This window comes from Pseudoalteromonas sp. NZS11 (genome assembly GCF_015864765.1).
GTDB lineage: Bacteria > Pseudomonadota > Gammaproteobacteria > Enterobacterales > Alteromonadaceae > Pseudoalteromonas > Pseudoalteromonas arctica.
On the sequence record NZ_JADYWP010000005.1, the window covers coordinates 83942 to 102124 of the forward strand.

At 37.8% G+C, this 18183-nt stretch carries 16 protein-coding genes; 11 read left to right on the forward strand and 5 right to left on the reverse strand.

Annotated elements, in window-relative coordinates; translation table 11 throughout:
- Nucleotides 1–36: 36 nt before the first annotated feature.
- On the forward strand, nucleotides 37–1875 hold the full coding sequence (locus I6E82_RS12390) for an Lnb N-terminal periplasmic domain-containing protein (RefSeq protein ID WP_197118023.1): 1839 nt from the start codon (nucleotides 37–39) through the stop codon (nucleotides 1873–1875).
- 11 nt (nucleotides 1876–1886) lie between these two features.
- On the opposite strand, the gene I6E82_RS12395 is transcribed toward I6E82_RS12390, so the two are convergent.
- Together I6E82_RS12395 and I6E82_RS12400 are read right to left on the reverse strand one after the other, a co-directional pair.
- Complete coding sequence (locus I6E82_RS12395) at nucleotides 1887–2708, reverse strand: sterol desaturase family protein (protein ID WP_197118024.1); 822 nt, start codon at nucleotides 2706–2708, stop codon at nucleotides 1887–1889.
- Nucleotides 2705–3151, reverse strand: a complete 447-nt coding sequence (locus I6E82_RS12400; protein WP_024589730.1) for an SRPBCC family protein — start codon at nucleotides 3149–3151, stop codon at nucleotides 2705–2707. Before I6E82_RS12400 ends, I6E82_RS12395 begins: the two co-directional genes overlap by 4 nt.
- Before the next feature lie 97 nt (nucleotides 3152–3248).
- Between I6E82_RS12400 and I6E82_RS12405 the strand changes: the two genes are divergently transcribed.
- The 3 genes from I6E82_RS12405 to I6E82_RS12415 all read left to right on the forward strand — a co-directional run bounded on the left by I6E82_RS12405 (nucleotide 3249) and on the right by I6E82_RS12415 (nucleotide 6584).
- On the forward strand, nucleotides 3249–4262 hold the full coding sequence (locus I6E82_RS12405; protein WP_197118025.1) for an AraC family transcriptional regulator: 1014 nt from the start codon (nucleotides 3249–3251) through the stop codon (nucleotides 4260–4262).
- Nucleotides 4263–4354: 92 nt separating this feature from the next.
- Nucleotides 4355–5128, forward strand: coding sequence for a substrate-binding periplasmic protein (locus tag I6E82_RS12410; protein WP_007587234.1), 774 nt, complete (start codon nucleotides 4355–4357; stop codon nucleotides 5126–5128).
- A gap of 358 nt (nucleotides 5129–5486) precedes the next feature.
- The gene (locus I6E82_RS12415) at nucleotides 5487–6584 is read left to right on the forward strand and encodes a polysaccharide lyase family 7 protein (protein ID WP_121955074.1); all 1098 of its coding nucleotides are present in this window, start codon (nucleotides 5487–5489) and stop codon (nucleotides 6582–6584) included.
- Here the strand turns inward: I6E82_RS12415 and I6E82_RS12420 are convergent, their stop codons facing one another.
- Entirely contained in the window at nucleotides 6585–6986 is a 402-nt protein-coding gene (locus I6E82_RS12420; RefSeq protein ID WP_024589726.1) for a nucleotide triphosphate diphosphatase NUDT15, read from the reverse strand.
- A 186-nt stretch (nucleotides 6987–7172) separates the two neighbouring features.
- Between I6E82_RS12420 and I6E82_RS12425 the strand changes: the two genes are divergently transcribed.
- From I6E82_RS12425 to I6E82_RS12440, 4 genes are all read left to right on the forward strand, one after another.
- Nucleotides 7173–9056 (forward strand): propionyl-CoA synthetase, encoded by a 1884-nt coding sequence (locus I6E82_RS12425; protein ID WP_197118026.1) that lies wholly within the window; start codon nucleotides 7173–7175, stop codon nucleotides 9054–9056.
- 135 nt (nucleotides 9057–9191) lie between these two features.
- Nucleotides 9192–10274, forward strand: a complete 1083-nt coding sequence (locus tag I6E82_RS12430; protein WP_197118027.1) for a methyl-accepting chemotaxis protein — start codon at nucleotides 9192–9194, stop codon at nucleotides 10272–10274.
- Nucleotides 10275–10393: 119 nt separating this feature from the next.
- On the forward strand, nucleotides 10394–11251 hold the full coding sequence (locus I6E82_RS12435; protein WP_197118028.1) for an MBL fold metallo-hydrolase: 858 nt from the start codon (nucleotides 10394–10396) through the stop codon (nucleotides 11249–11251).
- A 181-nt stretch (nucleotides 11252–11432) separates the two neighbouring features.
- Nucleotides 11433–11666 (forward strand): hypothetical protein, encoded by a 234-nt coding sequence (locus I6E82_RS12440; protein ID WP_121955078.1) that lies wholly within the window; start codon nucleotides 11433–11435, stop codon nucleotides 11664–11666.
- 541 nt (nucleotides 11667–12207) lie between these two features.
- Here the strand turns inward: I6E82_RS12440 and I6E82_RS12445 are convergent.
- Both I6E82_RS12445 and I6E82_RS12450 read right to left on the reverse strand, forming a co-directional pair.
- Nucleotides 12208–14040 (reverse strand): tetratricopeptide repeat-containing diguanylate cyclase, encoded by a 1833-nt coding sequence (locus I6E82_RS12445; protein ID WP_197118029.1) that lies wholly within the window; start codon nucleotides 14038–14040, stop codon nucleotides 12208–12210.
- A 144-nt stretch (nucleotides 14041–14184) separates the two neighbouring features.
- Nucleotides 14185–15102: a LysR family transcriptional regulator gene (locus I6E82_RS12450; RefSeq protein WP_197118030.1), complete on the reverse strand. Its 918-nt coding sequence runs from the start codon at nucleotides 15100–15102 to the stop codon at nucleotides 14185–14187.
- An 80-nt stretch (nucleotides 15103–15182) separates the two neighbouring features.
- Between I6E82_RS12450 and I6E82_RS12455 the strand changes: the two genes are divergently transcribed.
- The 3 genes from I6E82_RS12455 to I6E82_RS12465 all read left to right on the forward strand — a co-directional run bounded on the left by I6E82_RS12455 (nucleotide 15183) and on the right by I6E82_RS12465 (nucleotide 18120).
- Complete coding sequence (locus I6E82_RS12455) at nucleotides 15183–16322, forward strand: alkene reductase (RefSeq protein WP_197118031.1); 1140 nt, start codon at nucleotides 15183–15185, stop codon at nucleotides 16320–16322.
- A 396-nt stretch (nucleotides 16323–16718) separates the two neighbouring features.
- A complete protein-coding gene (locus tag I6E82_RS12460; RefSeq protein WP_169045101.1) occupies nucleotides 16719–16976 on the forward strand; it encodes a hypothetical protein in 258 nt (85 codons plus the stop codon).
- 379 nt (nucleotides 16977–17355) lie between these two features.
- Nucleotides 17356–18120 (forward strand): DUF6515 family protein, encoded by a 765-nt coding sequence (locus I6E82_RS12465; protein WP_121955082.1) that lies wholly within the window; start codon nucleotides 17356–17358, stop codon nucleotides 18118–18120.
- Nucleotides 18121–18183: the final 63 nt, after the last annotated feature.

Sequence of the window (18183 nt, forward strand, 5' to 3'; positions counted from 1 at the left end):
GAGTATTTCTCTAGCGGCTTTTGTAATTTAGTGATTATGAAAAAAATATTATTTGGTTTACTGCTCGCTCTTTTTAGTACTTACTCAAACGCTCAAAGTATTGAAACAAATACATTAGCAACACACCCTTACTGGCTTAAATTAGGTCACTACCGCTTGGCCACATTAGGTGATTGGAAAAGTGAAGTAGACAGTGCTGAGTTTTTTTTATCTCCTACAGGTAAAACAAGCCCATATGACGAACTTAAAGCCACTATAGCTGCATTTAGTGGTAAAAATACTGACCCAAAAACAACACAATATCGTTGTCGGTTTCCTGCACGTTATAAATGGCTAAAAACAAAAATTAAAAATAACTGGCCCGAACTTAATTGCCCAGAACTACAGGCGTGGCAAAAAATAATAAACCCTAAAGGGGTTACGTTAGTTTTTCCAACTGCATTTATGAATAGCCCATCATCAATGTTTGGCCACACTTTACTTCGTATTGATGCAAAAGATCAGACTCGCCATAAAGAGTTGCTCGCATTCGCCGTTAATTTTGCAGCAGAGCCAGACGGCTCAGATAACGCAGCTATGTATGCACTAAAAGGCTTGATTGGCAGCTACCCAGGTAAGTTTTCGCTTATGCCGTACTATAAAAAAGTACGCGAATATAATGACTTAGAATCTCGTGATATTTGGGAATACAAACTTAATTTATCAGAGCTACAGGTAGAGCTTATTTTATTGCACTTGTGGGAGCTACAATTAGCTACATTCGATTACTTTTTTATTGATGAAAACTGCTCTTACCAATTACTTGCATTATTACAACTTGCACAAGAGGACCTTGATTTAACATCGTCATTTAATATGCAAGCTATTCCATCAGATACCGTTGCAGTACTAAGAAATAACAACTTATTACAAACACCTAATTACCGCCCTGCTTTTGGAACTAAGCTTTACCATTACTCTACTCAAATGACTGACGAACAACTTGATGATGCAAGAGAGTTAATGCAAGGTGGCTCCCTCAATACTCGTAATTACTCACAGTCGCAATTAGTCGCTATATTAGAAATGGCGTATGAATGGTTAAATTTTGAATTTTACGATAAAGCGTTAAATCGTGAAGAAATTGCCCCGCGACTAACTAAGCTACTCCTCATGCGCAGCAAATATAATGTAGCTTCGCCATTTACTAAGCCAAGCCGCCCTATTGCTTCCCCAGAGCAAGGTCATGGTTCTTCTAAAGTATCGCTAGGTAGGGTACAAAATAATAACCAAGCAAACCTTACAAATTTTGGTTATAGGCTTGCGTATCATGACTTACTAGATAGGCCTGAAGGTTTTATAGCGGGTGCACAAATTAGTTTTTTTGATTTGGAAGCAGCTATTACTGACGAAGGAAATGCAGATATTGAACATTTTTACTTATTAGATGCTATGTCGCTTGCACCCGATAACCGCGTATTTGATAGCTGGTCGTGGAACTTTAAAATGGGCTTTGACCGACAACCAAGTGACAATAAACGTTTAGGCCGCTTTTTTACAAAAGGAGGTTATGGTAAATCTTATGGCGATCCTAATAATCTGCACGGCTATATTCTTGGTCAATTTGAGCTAAATACAGGCGATATAACCGACCGACTTAGTACTGGAATAGGCAGCGAAGCCGGTGTAATTTGGCAAATAAACAATAACCATAAACTCGCTTTGACTGGCAATATATTATGGCTAACTGATAACGCAGCAAGTAAGCACAGCGAAATAGCTATAACATGGAATTACGCTGTTTCTCGCAACGTATCGCTGCGCAGCAAAGTACAGCATGCTCAATGGCATAGCCATAATTCATCAATGAGTTTAGCTATGCAGTTTTACTTTTAACTTTTTCAATATTATTTATATTTAATGCTACTTGTAGGGTAGCCAAATAGCACTCTACATTTAGCTTTTATTCCCGATGCCTTATAAACACTTTTCAATAAGTGCTCCCACTGATGAAACGTAATAACGACTGGGTTATTGCTATTAAGTTGCCCTATAATGCCGTATTTACAAGGCTTTGATTTATCTTCTTCTACAAAGGTGCCAAATAACTTATCCCAAATAATAAGTACACCTGCAAAGTTTTTATCAAGGTAACCTGCATTTATTGCGTGATGAACTCGATGATGCGAAGGCGTATTAAATACTTTTTCAAACCAGCCTAACTTACCTACTATTTGAGTATGTACAAAAAATTGATACGCCAAATTTAATGCAACCACGCTAAATACTGTTAGCGGTTCAAATCCAATTAAAATCATAGGTAGCCAAAACACCCACATACCGGCTACGGGGTACATTAAGCTTTGCCTAAATGCGGTGGTGAAATTCATTTTAGTTGAGCTATGGTGCACCACATGTGCAGCCCACAACCAATGAATATGATGCGATGCTTTATGAAACCAATAATACAAAAAATCTTGTAGTAAAAATGCAAATGCAATACTTAACACACTCACTTCAACATCAAACAATCTATAGTCATACAACCAATTAAATAAAGGCATTAACAGCAGTAACGCAATAGCATCTGCGCCTTGGTGTAATAGCGCTAACACTGTATTTGCTAGGCTATCTTTTATGTCGTAATAGCACTTAAACTTAATAAACTCACAGCAAACAAATATCAAAAATAACGGGCTAAGAGCGAGCAAAATAATTTCTGAGTTCATACTTTACCCGCCAAAAAATAATTATTTAAATTGTTTAACGCTTGGGTTATATCTTTTGTAATAACATATTTAAGTAATGCATTTGGCATCCACCATGGAGCTGAGCAGCTTATGCAATAGTTAAGTTCGGTAACTAAAGTATTGATGTCTTTATTTGCACTGAGGTATATGTCGCCTCGATGATTAGCTACTGGTTTATCGCCTACTATTTGGTAACTGATCTGATTTTGATCGGCACTGATTATTTGCTCTGAAAAAGTTATTTTACCTATTTTCACTTGCCTAACAGCTCCTTTTCCGCCTTCTATTTGCCCTTCGTCTTGTGCTTGTAGCAGCGTAAATTTGGCATTAAAAAATCGATGCAACTGTTGATGATCCAATAGTGTGCTTATTATTTGCTGTGGCTGTGCATTAAGCGCTTGTTTAATTGTTATAAGTATCATTTTTACAGCAAGAGGTTATTAGGCATTCAACTAGCATATAAAAATTTAACGTGGCAAACTTGCTAATACACGACTATTTTTTAGCTTTAGATGACAAATGCACACATTGGCTGATCATTACTTTTCAAGTATTCTTGATTACTTACAAGCGCAAGGCATTAATACTAAAACGGCTTTGCACGCTATTAGCTTTGACGAATTTAGTAATCAGCGTACCCATCAATTAGCGCCGCGTATTAGTTTAAATAGTTACAATGCTTTATTAGTTTATGGCAAGAAAACACTTAACGATCCTCTTTTTGGTTTTACCCTAGGTCAGCAAATTCGCACTGCTGACTACGGCGTTTTAGGTTACTTAATTGAATCAAGCGATAACTTAAGCAGTGCCATTAAAGCATTGTTAAGCTACGACAGCTTGGTGGCTGATATTGGTAAAGCCAAGTTTGAACTAAATACTGATACAGCAACTATTCGTTGGATTGCTCACCAAAGTTGTAATGAGCATGTTGTTTTACGAAACATGACCGCGTGGGTAAGTGTAATTCGCCAGTTAATAAATTTAACGCTTTCGCCAAGTAGTATTAGTTTCACTTATAATTGGTTGCCATCGCAAAGGCGCGCCCTTGAATCATGGTTTAAATGCCCTGTAAAAAGCAGTGCTGAATATAATCAAATTAGCTTTCCGAGCGATTATTTGACGCTGCCCTTTAAAACCGATAACGCCATTATTAATTCTACTTTTAAGCAATTGTCAGAGCAGCAACTCTCTAACTTTAAAAGCCAGCAGTGTATTGACGATAAAGTTAATCAGTTACTTACAGCTAAAACTACCTTGCAAAACTGCAACCTAATAGGCATAGCTGATGCGCTTAATTTAACACCCCGAACGCTACAACGACGCTTAAAACAACAAGACTTAACCTTTGCTCAGCTACTTGAAAAAGAACGTAAAAAACGTGCAGATACATTAATAGCCAGCATGCCACTTGCTGATTTATCTAATATTTTAGGATTTAAAGATCAAAGCTCTTTTAATCGAGCTTTTTTACGCTGGCATAAATGCTCGCCATTACAATTTATAAAATACAAAACAGCAAGTACAGCCAAGTAAATGCAAATTATTTACGTTATATAAACATAATATATATATGTTTTAGTTAATACTCTCTACACTAGGTGTATTATTGCTTTAAAAGATTTTTTATGTTTTTGCGTGTTTTATTAAGTGCTTTTGTATTTATTTTATATAGCCCCCTGTGTAACGCCGATTCGGTTACTTTTATAGCTGAAGACCTTCCTCCTTATCACTTTAAAAATCAGCAAGGTGAAGTAAGCGGCGCTTTAGTCGACATTGCCAAAGCAGTTGTGAAGCAAACAAACTTAACCGCTAATTTTGAAATAATGCCTATGGCCCGCGTTTTTAAGGAGCATAAAACAAATACCAACGCCATAATGTTGTCTTTGTTAAAAACCCCAGAGCGGATTAATAAATATACATGGTTAGGCGAAGTGTATTTTGCAGATGCTTATTTAATTAGCTTAAAAAGCCATGTAGATGAAGTTGTTCACTTAAATTTTGCTAAAGAGTATAAAGTAGCAACCATTCGTGGCTACCTGAGCGAAGCCTACTTAAAGCAAAAAGGCTTTACCGAAAATAACAATTTAATACTGGTCAGTTACTATAATCAACTTTGGCAAATGCTTTATAAAAACCGGATCGACTTTGTAGTAACTAATACACTTACACTTAATAACGAGCTAAAAAGCCTAGGACTCGATCCTAGCCTAATAACAAAACGAATTCATTTAAGCGATCTCCCCTCTTCACTTAATTTTGCAGCAAGTAATCAACTTAATCCTAAAACAGCTAAAGCACTTTCTGACGCATTAAGTAACATTAAAGAAAATGGTGAATACCATGCCATTTTAAACAAGTGGCAACTTTTATTACCAAACACGACTAACATGCAGCACTAACCATAGTTAAAGCCCGACATTAGTTATTGGCAGTGGTTATTTAGTTATTTGCTAAACGCGGCAAAGCAAACTACAAAATTAAAAATCTCCTCCCCCCCAAAAAATAGACTACACATTAGCGCCAAAATCTACGTTAAACATCACTAAATGAAGAGCCAAGCACATAAAAAATACATACCGCAAACACTTCCATAAAAGCCGTTAAAAAACACCTAAACCAAATTGGTATAACAAAAAATCATTTAAAAAATATTTAATTTTACTAATTGGTAAGTTTTAATTGTTAAATTGGTATGCTAGATTGAGATTAAGCGATGCCTGTACCGCACAATTTTTACTTCATCACACAGAGACAATAATGATAAAAAATACATCCACATTTAAACTTACGGCTTTAGCCGTTATCACCCCTTTACTTTTTACCGCTTGTTCAAGTACCCAAAGCACTAATCAGCAAAGCGATGCGCCGGTACCTGCAACAAAGTTTGATTTATCACACTGGAAAATAAATGTACCAGTAGATTTAAACAACGACGGTAAAATTGATGAAATAGATGTAGAAGAAATTCAGACTTACGCACACCCTGATTTTTTCTATCTTGATGGTAAAGGCTACATGGTATTTACCTCCCCTAATAAAGCGCTTACAAGTGCTAACTCTACTAATACCCGTAGTGAACTTAGACAAATGATCCGTGGATCAAATACTAAAATTAAAACTAAACACTCTAAAAACAACTTTGCTTTGGCTGTTCACCCGCTATCTGACCGATTTGGCTCCGTTGGTGGAAAAATGGAAGCAACGTTAAAAGTAGATCACGTTGCGCTACGTGCGACTGATCCTGATAAAAAAGCAGCTTACTCGGTTGTTGTAGGGCAAATTCACGCAGGTAAAGATCAAGCACTTATTGATACCAAGCTTGGTTATGGCTGGGGCAATGAGCCACTTAAAATATATTACAAAAAATGGCCAGGACATAAAACAGGCTCAGTTTTTTGGAACTACGAACGTAACTTAGCTAAAACGAATCCTGACCGTACAGACATTACTTACCCTGTTTGGGGTAATACATGGGAAAACCCTAACGAGCCAGGCGGTGCCGGTATTGCACTAGGTGAAGAATTTAGCTACACGGTAAATGTGTATAAAAATGTTATGCACCTTACATTTAGCGCACAAGGCAAAGAAGACGTTAACTACTCTATTAACTTAGGTAATAACGTAGATGCTTATGGCAAAGTGGACGAAAAAGATCATCCACATGGCTACGCAGCAGATTGGCATTACTTTAAAGCAGGCGCTTATAACCAATGTAGTACTAAAAGCGCGAAAGGTATTTGGTACCCAGGTTGTTTAGGTACTGGCGATTGGTCTACAGATAAACAAAATGGCGATTACGCTCAAGTAAGCTTTAGTAAACTAGAGTTAAGCCCAGCGACACCGCCAACAAAATAACTAGGCTAGTACAGCCTCAGATAAGTAATTTTTTAGTGATGTAAACAGTGGCGTTGGTAGATTATTAATATCGCACCAGCGCCACTTTAAACATTTATTAGGCTCTTTAAGCTCAGGCTCTCCGCCTTCAAAGTCAGCTTTTACATACAGCGTAATATAGTGCTTGTTCTCTGCTGTAAAAATATCATTGGTAAAATCAAGCTTAGTAATTTTACTTACCTTTAAACCAGTTTCTTCAAACACTTCTCGTATTGCACATTGCTCAACACTTTCACCAAACTCTAAATGTCCACCAGGTGTTGCCCATGTATTAGCACCATGCGCGCCAATGCGCTCACCTAGTAAAATTGTGTTTTGATGCTTTATGATAACCGCCACACCAACTCTTACTACGTTACTCATATCGTATTTTCTCTTATTTTTACTGCCCGCCATGCTGAACCACACGCTTTGTATTGTCAATTTTGTATTTTTAAAACCAGTGTGTTGATTAACTTTTAACCGACCAAGGTCGAATAGCTTGCTTGCTAAAAAAAGCCTACATTTTGTAAGGTCTCTCACACACAAATTTAGTTTTAGGAGCCTTACATGTCAGGCGAATATCAACAGCAATATAATGCCTTTAAGCAAAACCCAGCCCAATTTTGGCTCGAACAAAGTAAAAATATTCCGTGGTATAAAACCCCCTCAAAAGCATACACACAAGACGACGACGGGCTTTATCATTGGTTTAGTGACGGGCAATTAAACACCAGTTTTTTAGCACTAGACCAACACGTTATTGCCGGATTTGGCGAGCAAACAGCACTTATTTACGACTCCCCAGTCACTAATACAAAGCAAACTTATAGCTACTCACAACTACAACAAGAAGTTGCTAAATTTGCAGGCGTAATACAATCGTTAGGTGTTACAAAAGGCGACCGCGTTGTTATTTATATGCCAATGATCCCACAGGCGGTTATTGGTATGTTGGCGTGCGCTCGCCTTGGTGCTATTCATTCGGTGGTATTTGGTGGGTTTGCTGCACACGAATTAGCAGTACGCATTGATGATGCCAAGCCCAAACTTATACTTAGCGCCTCATGCGGTGTTGAAGTAAACAGCATTATTGAATACAAACCACTTATTGATAACGCAATAGACTTAGCTACGCACAAAGTAGAACACTGCGTTATTTATCAGCGTCCACAAGTCAGGGCCACTCTTAAGCCTAAACGAGACATAGATTGGACTCAGGCAATGCAAACGGCTGCAAGCGCAGATCCGGTGCCTGTAAATGGTAGTGATCCGCTTTATATTTTATATACCTCAGGCACGACAGGCAAACCCAAAGGCGTAGTGCGCGAAAATGGTGGTCACGCAGTGGCAATGCAATACAGCATGGAAACCGTTTATGGTATGAAGCCCGGCGACGTATTTTGGGCAGCGTCTGACATTGGCTGGGTAGTTGGGCACTCTTATATAGTTTACGCGCCGCTAATGTATCGCTGCGCGACCGTATTATATGAAGGTAAACCGGTTAAAACGCCCGATGCCAGTGCATTTTGGCGCGTGGTTGAAGAATATAAAGTAAATGCATTATTTAGTGCCCCCACTGCATTTAGAGCGATTAAAAAAGAAGACCCAAATGCCGATGGTTTTAATCAATACGATACCTCTAGCTTAAAACGTTTGTTTTTAGCAGGCGAGCGGTTAGATCCTCCCACTTACGAGTGGCTTAAAGAAAAAACCAAACTGCCAGTGCTCGATCATTGGTGGCAAACCGAAACCGGCTGGGCTATTGCTTGTAACCCTGTAGGGCTTGAGTACTTAGCAACAAAACCTGGCAGCTCTACCGTGCCTACTCCAGGTTTTGACGTGCGAATATTAGATATGGATGGCAATGAATGCGCAGCTAACGAGCAAGGCGCCGTGGTAATTAAACTACCACTTCCACCGGGTTGCCTACCAACAATTTGGCAAGATACCCCGCGCTTTAAAGCAAGCTACCTAAATGAATACGAAGGTTATTATTTATCTGGCGATGGCGGTTATATTGATGAAGACGGCTACCTATTTATTATGGGCAGAACCGACGACGTTATAAATGTAGCAGGGCATAGGCTTTCTACTGGCGAAATGGAAGAGATAGTAGCCGCGCACCCTGCTGTTGCCGAATGCGCTGTTTTTGGTGTAAACGATCCTCTAAAAGGGCAACTCCCTATGGGAATGATCGTGCTTAAAAATGATTTTATAGGCTCAAGTACCGACGTAGAACAAGCGCTTGTTTTAAGTGTTCGTGATCAGATTGGCGCTATTGCGTGCCTTAAAACCATTATTAGCGTAGAGCGATTACCCAAAACACGCTCAGGTAAAATACTGCGTAAAAATTTACGCCAACTAATTGATGGCGACAAACTGCAAATTCCTTCAACCATAGACGATGCAGGTATTTTTGAAGAAATAAACCAACAAATTTCACTGCGTTGATCCAACAAGTTCTCGTAAAGCCATTTTAAAAAATGGCTTTTTTTTGTATAAAAATAAGATAATTACAAATATTTAAAGTAAAGTATTAATAGCAACTATAATAAAAATATACCCATAACATTTTAGGAACTATGAATGTTTGTTTTAAGTAAAAAGTATCTATCGGCTAAAAATGATAACGAAGAACTTGCAAAAAAAATTGCAGAATTAACTGCTCATAACGAACTCTTAGCACAAGAAAACAAACACTTAGAACAACAATTAAGCTTTACTCAAACCGAAAATGATGAACAATTTACCAAAAATTTACTTTCAAGTTCTATAGATTGCATAAGCCAAATTGAAGGTGTCCGCCAAACTGTGCTTGAGTCTTACTCAACCATTGAGCAAGAAAGCCAAGTTAGCTATAAAATAAATGACCTTTTAAATAACTCAAACGAATCATTAATACATATAGCCAGCGAGATGGAACTTATGACCCATAAAATGGGTAGCATGAGTGAAAATATATCTGGCCTTTCAAGCCTTGCAGGTAGTATAAACACCTTTGTATCGACCATTTCAAAAATATCTGATCAAACAAATTTATTAGCATTAAATGCAGCCATTGAGGCAGCTCGAGCAGGCGAAGCTGGTAGAGGCTTTAGCGTGGTAGCTGATGAAGTACGAGTACTGGCAACTAACACCAATAAATCAGCTCAAGAGGTTGCAGATCTTGTTAAAGAAATAATAGAAAAAACAGATGTAACCGTTAATTCAGCCGACGATATACAAAAAAACAATGCACAGCTTTCAAGTAATTTTGAATCACTAAATAGCGATTACGCATCCATTATTAGTTTTTGCACAAACATGAAGAACACTATATCGCAGGCTTCTATTCGCTCATTTATTCAAACCGTTAAGTTAGATCATATTGTATGGAAAGGTGAGGTTTATGCGGTTGCTAATGGCAAAAGCAATAAATCGGTAGACGATTTCACCAATCACACTATGTGCCGCTTAGGTAAGTGGTATAAGTCTGATGACTCTAATGAATACAAATCGTTAAATGCATTCAAACAAATAGATAAACCGCATAGCGAAGTACATAAAAACGGCGTACAAGCGCTACAACTAATTAAGCAAGGCAAAAAAGTAGAAGCAGTTAAACATATACACTTAATGGAATCAGCCAGTGAGCAAGTAATACATTTACTCGATCAGCTAGTTCGTTAAAACCATTAACGGGTTAAGTTAGTCTTAACCCGCAATCTTTCCTATAAAAAATTGAAATTTTTTACTTATTGGCACTTTCTTACTTAACTAACCTATAAAAACGTTAAACAGGAATGTGCATGTCTCGCTTATTACAAACACTAATCGCTACCAGCCTATTACTTATTGGTTTTATGGCTCAAAGTTACGAAATTGAAGACTTAGGCGATGGCCTCCACCGCTTTATAGATGACAGACATCGCTCAGTATTTTTAATCACTCCTGAGGGTGCAGTTGTTACCGACCCGCTTAATAAAAAAGCAGCCACCTGGTTAAACAATCAAATTAAAACTCGCTTTAACGTACCGGTAAAATACGTAATTTATAGCCATAATCACAGCGATCATATTTACGGCGCCGAGGTATTTAAAAGCCCGCACACCACGTTTGTAGCACATAAACTTACCGCGCAAGATATTAAAAACACACAAATGAACACGGTCATGCCCACTCTTACCTTTGATGATGAGCTGACTCTTAATTTAGGTGGTTCATCGGTAAAGCTAAATTACCATGGTCCAAACGATGGGCGGGGTTCGGTTAGTATATTATTCGAAAAGCAAAAAACGTTGTTTGTAGTTGATTGGATTGTTATTGGCAGAATGCCGTGGCAAAAACTCTGGAGTTACGATATTCAGGGCATGATTAACTCAACCCAAGCGGTACTCAAATACGACTTTAATACTTTTGTAGGTGGACATGCCGATATTGGCAGCAAGGCTGATGTAGCGCGTTACTTAAGTTATATAGAGCTTTTATATAGCCAAGTAACAGCAGGCATTTTAGCAGGCAATACGCTTGACGAAATTAAACAAAATGTAAAGTTAGACCAATTTAGTGACTTTAAACAGTTTGGTGCATGGTTACCACTTAACATAGAAGGCGTGTACGAGCGTTTAAGGGAAGAGTCTGGTATGGGTTGGCGCAGCGATTTATAGGTTTTTTAGGCCTTACTTTTTTGTGCAAATCTAATATTCAAATACAAAGGCATTAGCTTTAAATGCGCTATTGCCTTAGTGAACATTAGCAACATTTACACTCCACTTACGTTTATTGACAGCACTATACAAAAAAAGATTTATCTTAAAGCTTATACAAAGCCAAAGAGGATAAATACCTATGAACTTATCTTTAAAAATTATTAGCGTAGCAGCAATAGCATTTACCATGAGTGGCTGCACTGTATATCAACATAGTCCCAGTGCGCATAAACCACATAAAAAAGCAGTTAAAGTAGTTACGCCTGTTTTAGTAACTGAGCACAACTCTCCAAGCATTGTGATCGTAAAAGCCAAGCCCACAAAACAAGCCTGCACTAAACATGATGATCATTGGCATTGCAGGGCTCGCTAACAGATACTTTGCTAAGTAAATCACTAAGTTTTTATATTCTCAGCGTTAAATTAAATATTTTTGAATGTAAAAAAACCGCGCTAAAGCTTTTTTAAAAGTGCCTTAGCGCGGTTTTTATATTTCAAATCTAAGTATTAAAAAAGCTCGTTAACTAAAATCGACCAGCACTTCATGATGCCCTAGCATGTCGCTTACTTGATATACTCATCGTGCCATTTTATTATTTTTTTGCTTAACTCCAGCCCTAAACCGCAGCCAATATTGGCAGGCCTGTTTGTGTTATGAGTCGCGTGTTGCATATCAGCTTGTGCGCTGTATTTACTTATAGAGATCTCGCTGTGCAATATGCCATTATCTTGATAGCTTGGCTGGCTGCTACATGCAGCAAGTGTGCAAGTAAAAAACCGGTTGAGTGCTTTTTAAAATAAACCATTTAATTATGCCTAATTCGTACCATTACATTAAGTGAATTAGCTTGCTATATTTTTCAATAATAAATAAAAATTACTAGCCGTTTAACAGCTCAGTAATTATTTAATTATTAAACCATTACTTTATTACGACCTGCATTTTTAGCTGCGTATAATTTTTCATCAGCTCGTCGAGATGCATCTTTTGGGGCTTCGCCCGCTTTAACTTCTACTACACCAATACTTACTGTTGATTTTATATGGAGTGAGGTATGAGTAACATTCTCAATATTTTCGCGTATACGCTGGGCAACTTCATGCGCAAAACTAAGTGCTGTATTAGGTAAAACAACTAAAAACTCTTCTCCGCCAACCCTACCTGCGCAATCTGTTTGACGAATGTTTTTTTCTATAAATTTAACTGTAGAGATAATAACTTCATCGCCAATATCATGTCCGTATGTATCGTTTACTTGTTTAAAGTGGTCTATATCAATAACAATTAATGAACACGCGCTCCCTAAAAACTCACTTTTTTTAATCGCGTTGTATTTAAATGCAAATATTGCTCTACGATTAGCGATATCTGTTAATTCGTCTTTTAATGCAAGTGTTTTGAATCGCTGTTTATGCTGAGTTTGTTTATAAGTTATGTAAGCTAAAATCAATATTAACCCAATAGAAAATAGCAACGATGCGATTTGCCAAAATGCTTTTTCATTAGCTAAATTTAATAACTGCTCTTTTACCTCTGACGATTCTTTCAGTCTTGTTATTTCTCGTTTTTGCTGATCCCAGTCAAATGCTAAACGTTGAGAAAGTAATGTATTATCTGCAATTTCTTGCACTTTTTTATCTGCTATTTTTAATAACTCTCTTTGAGCTAAGGCTTCTTGCTGATAATTACTTTTTTGCACTGCTAATTCACGCTTAAATTCTAAAAAACGAGTTAAAGAGTCAACTGACCATACTTGAGAACTATTTTGTTCAAAATCTAAATAAAGAAGTTCCGCTTCATCTAGGCGGCCCTTTTTAATTAACCACTCAGCTGTTGTTATTGATTGAATAAATTTAATCCACTCACTATTTAGCGTTAAATCCCTAGCTTGATTTAAGTATTGTTTAGCCTCTTGCAGCTCATTTAATTGAATATTTATTTGTGCGATTTTAAAGAGTAGGTAAGCACTCCCTTCATCGTCTTCATACTTAGTAACGGCTGGGAGTATACTGTTGTACAGCATTATCGCTTTTTGGTAATTACCTTGGGCTTCATAAGCCTGGGCTAGGATATCTGTGGCTATGTACCACTCTTGCTCATTGTAATTTGTCAGCTCATTAATCGCTCTTTGTAATTGTTCTTCAGCCAGCAAAAAATTGTGAAGGTCGGCATGAATAAGCCCTATCTCTTTAAGTATGAGCGCTTTGTCGTAAGAAAAGCCGCCTTGTTCAAAGGAATTATAAGCTTGTTGAAATGCTAAAAAAGCTTGCTGATACGAGCCTTGCGAACGAAAAATCCTTCCTAAAATTAAGTTAGCTGTCGCATGTTGATAATAAAGCTCTGGATTTTTTGAGGATGCACTAATAACATTTTTAGTCATTGAAGTGGCTGTACTTACTTTGCCTTGTTGGTATAAATGAAATGCTTGGCATGTTTCTAAATCGAGTTTTAATTTAGGCGAGTCAGCTTTTTTGATTGCTTGATTAGCATCTGTCAGTAAATCATTTAATGCTATATGATTTTTGTCATTTTGGGAGTCATAAAACCAACACTTTACAGTTTTAACTCGAGCAGTATCGAGCACTGAAGAATAAGGTAAATTGCGCTCTAACTTATCCATAAGCTCACGACTTTGACCACTCGTTAAATGTCCACTTAGTATTTTTTCAACATCTTCTTTTACTGCGTTAGCAAAGGTACTAAAACAAAGTAGAGAGCAAAAAACACCAAAAAATAACTTAAACATTTAGCTTTATAATTCCTTTACCGCACTTAAAACACAATTGAAGGACACTGTAATTAGCTGACGACAATCTTTAATAACCATCGTTAATTATGGTAACAGTATTTGCTTTAATACTTACATTAATACTTGCATTAAAGTTTACTGTTATAGGTTTTGCAGCTGTTCTATCAACCATTTATGAATTGGGCTGTTACTGGTACGCGGATGCCATGCGGCTATTACTTTAAATGTAGGAGGCAGAGCTTCTATTTTTAGCTGTTTAACTTTGCTGTTTGGTAATAATCTTGATGGGTAAAACGCTAGCATATCAGTAGTATGTAAAATATCGGGCACTGCTGAAAAACTCGGTACCGACATTACAATATTACGTTTTAGCCCTTGGCTTTCAAACCACCGATCGTGCGATCCGCGCAAATTAGCGCGCGATGGCGACACCACTAGCTGTGAATGCTTTGCAAATTGCGCCAAACTCAAAGGTTCAGTGTAAGTAGTATTACCTATACCGGTAATACACAAATGCTGTTCTTCAAACAAAGTGATATAAGAAAGATTGTCGGGTATAAATTCTGGAAAGCTAATCAATAAATCAAGCTCGCCTGCCGTTATAAGTTGATTAACGTTGTCAGACGCAAAGTCGCGCACAATCAGCTTTAAACCTGGCGCTTCGCGGCGGGTAATATTAAATAATTGCGGCAATAAAGCCTGCGTGGCGTAGTCGGTTGCGCTTATGGTAAACACACCTTTATAAGTTTGCGGACTAAACAGCTCGGGCTCTAGTAACGATTCTAATTGCTTTAAAATATGATTAACAGGCGCCTTGAGTCCTTGCGCTTTAGGAGTAGCAACCATGTTATTACCTTGGCGAATAAACAAGCGATCGTCAAATAAGTCTCGTAGTTTTCGTAGTTGCTCACTAATAGCTTGTTGCGTTAACCCCATTTTTTTGGCTACTTGCGAAAGATTTTGCAGTTCTAATAAGCTACTGAGTACTCTTAACTGTTTTATATCGAGCCGACTAATACCATTCATAATTGTATGCTGCACAAAAAAGTGTTGTTTCAAATTGTATCCTTAAATCTCTATGCTGCCAATGTTGCTTAACCACTATTTAAGCCTTTGTTTGCTTTATAAGAGAATTTAAAATGAAATCAGAATTAGTTAATACCGCCCCTTTATTCTCATCAATTGAGCTTGGCCCTTTTACACTTAAAAACCGTATTGTGATGCCACCTCTTACTCGCTCTCGTAGCACTCAGCCTGGCAATATTCCTAATGAATTAATGGCTGAGTATTATGCGCAGCGGGCATCGGCTGGTTTTATGGTTACCGAAGGCACACAAATAGAACCTCGTGGACAAGGTTACGCTTGGACCCCAGGTATTCACTCGCAAGCACAAATTGAAGGCTGGAAAAAAGTAACACACGCGGTACACGCTAAAGGAGGTGTTATTTTTGCTCAGCTTTGGCATGTAGGGCGCGTATCGCACACCACGCTACAACCAAATTCAGGTAAACCGGTTGGCCCTTCAGATATTATTGCTGACAACGTAAAAGTATTTATTGAAACCGCACCTGGTGAAGGCGCATTGGCTGACCCAAGTGCCCCCCGTGCACTAAGTACTACTGAGGTTGGCGAGCTGGTAAACATGTATGCGCAAGCTGCACGTAATGCTCTAGAAGCAGGCTTTGATGGCGTAGAGCTTCATTGTGCTAACGGGTATTTAGTTAATCAGTTTATTTCTGAACATACTAATAACCGTGACGATCAATACGGTGGAACGCTTAGTAATCGCCTGCGCTTTTTAAAAGAGATAGTTGAAGCGGTAAGTGACGTTGTAGGCTCTGATCGTTTAGGTGTTCGCTTTGCTCCTTTATTTGAAAGCACAGATGAAACACGAGTGTATCTAGGACTTGTTGAATCAAACCCTCATCATACTTATGTACAAGCCGTTAAAGTGCTTGAGCAAGCAGGTATTGCTTACTTATCAATAGCGGAAGCTGATTGGGAAAATGCTCCTGATTTACCACAAGAATTTTATAAAGCAGTACGAGCTGAATTTTCAGGTCGCATTATTTATGCTGGTAAATACACAGTAGAAAAAGCGGTGCGTATTTTAGGTGAAGGTTACGGTGACTTATTTGCATTTGGTCGCCCATTTATAGCTAACCCTGATTTACCAGAGCGTATAGCGAATAATTGGACGTTTAACGAGGCCGATGCAGCCACTATGTATGGCGGTACTGAAGTAGGTTATAGCGATTATCCTTTTTATCAAAAGTAGCCAACCTAAACTCTAAACGATATATGGGATAAGGATTGGTATTGGTATAGAACCGATACGGTTTTATACCAGGTAGCTTAATTAAGCTACCTGTTTTGAGGTAAGAAAACGGTGTTGATAACACTGCTGAATTTGTTATTAGTTGTTCTCGACAATTGCTCTTTCATTGCCCTACCTTCTGCATTTATGCAGCCATATATCAGTCATTTTTTAATAGAGTGAGCGTTAGATTGAATCTCTCAAATTGATTAAGTATTACTGCGGATTGGTATTAGCGTCAAGAATAGTAAAGATAAGTAAAAGGGTGTAAAGCCTCCCTACAGTTGCCCTGCATGCAGTTGGCATTCAGTTTCAAACGTCAATACTAGCCATGTTAACCACAAACGAGGCAATATTATGAAACTTACATTTATACTACCTGCACTATTAGTTATTGGCACTTTATCTAGTTCTGCATTTGCAGCACCACATGATAGATATACAAAGCAAGAATATAAAAAGGTTCAGCTAAAACGAGAACTGAAAAAAACTAACCAGACTAAGGTAATCAAGTATGTTCCAGTTAAAGTTGTTAAAAGAAACGTTAATAACACAGCATTTGTTAAAGTTAATGTCATAACGTATCACCCTAGCCTTAAATTTATTAAAAGATAAATGCGCACTTTAAAATATAAAGTCATGTTTGCGGCAATAAACAATGCGCCGCAAACTTAGCTTTTTACACCATTTAAACTCTATTATTGGTATTTTTCCATCTAAAAATTCACGGAAATAACGTTTTCTAAGCACAACAAAAAAGTCCAAATACATAATTTAATAGCAATATTATTAAAATATCTCTCGTAATAACCCCCCTTAAAAAGAACAGAATTACCCTTAAAAATCGTCAAAAACTAGATATTATGTCAAGAACCGTCAGTAAAATGTAAAAAGCTGTAAGCATAGCTCCGTTTGCTGTTGTATGTCAGTTAACATTCAGTTTGAACCGCTAGTATTGAACCCAGTTATGTAAAAACATAAACGAGGCAATACTATGAAACTTACTTTTTTACTACCTGCACTGCTCGCCATTGGCGCAGTATCAGGCTCTGCGCTTGGAGCACAAAACGAGCGAGAGAGTGATAAAAGCTTTAAACGTGACCATGACAAACGTGTTGAATATAAACGCGATGAGCGCCGCCATGAAAAAAAGCAGCGTATTGAGCATAAAAAAGAAAAACGAGAAGACCGTAAGCAAGAAAAACGTAAACTTGCTAAGTACAAGCAGGAAAAGCGTGAACAATACCGCTACAACCAGCGCAAATATAACTACTTAACAAACCATAATAATTCAGTCGCTTACAGACAAAATCGATTTATAAACCATTTACCACGCAATAGCGCATCGATTAGATTTAATGGTATTTCGTTTACGTTTAACGACGGCCTTTACTACCGTAAAGCTAAAAGAGGCTACCATGTAGTTACGCCACCTAGAGGCCTGCGTATAAATACGCTACCAAGAAATTACAGGCATTTTAAGCATCACAATACCACCTACTACACATATCAAAACGTGTATTACGTCGCAAATAATGACGGTTATACAGTGGTTGATGAGCCACCAACCCGTCTTAATCAGGCAATAAAAGTGGGGAATGTGAATGATTATAGCTTGGGCCAAACTTACGATTCATTGCCTCAAGCAGCGCAGGCCGTAATAATTAACTCGCAGCAGTATTTTAAATACGGCGATATTTATTTTTTACCGCAAATAAGTGGTGACGACATAAAATACCTTGCTATAAAGCTAGGTTAAATCCGCTATAAATTAAAAGACCTTGCTACCAATAGCAGGGTCTTTTTCATTTCCCCTGTAGGT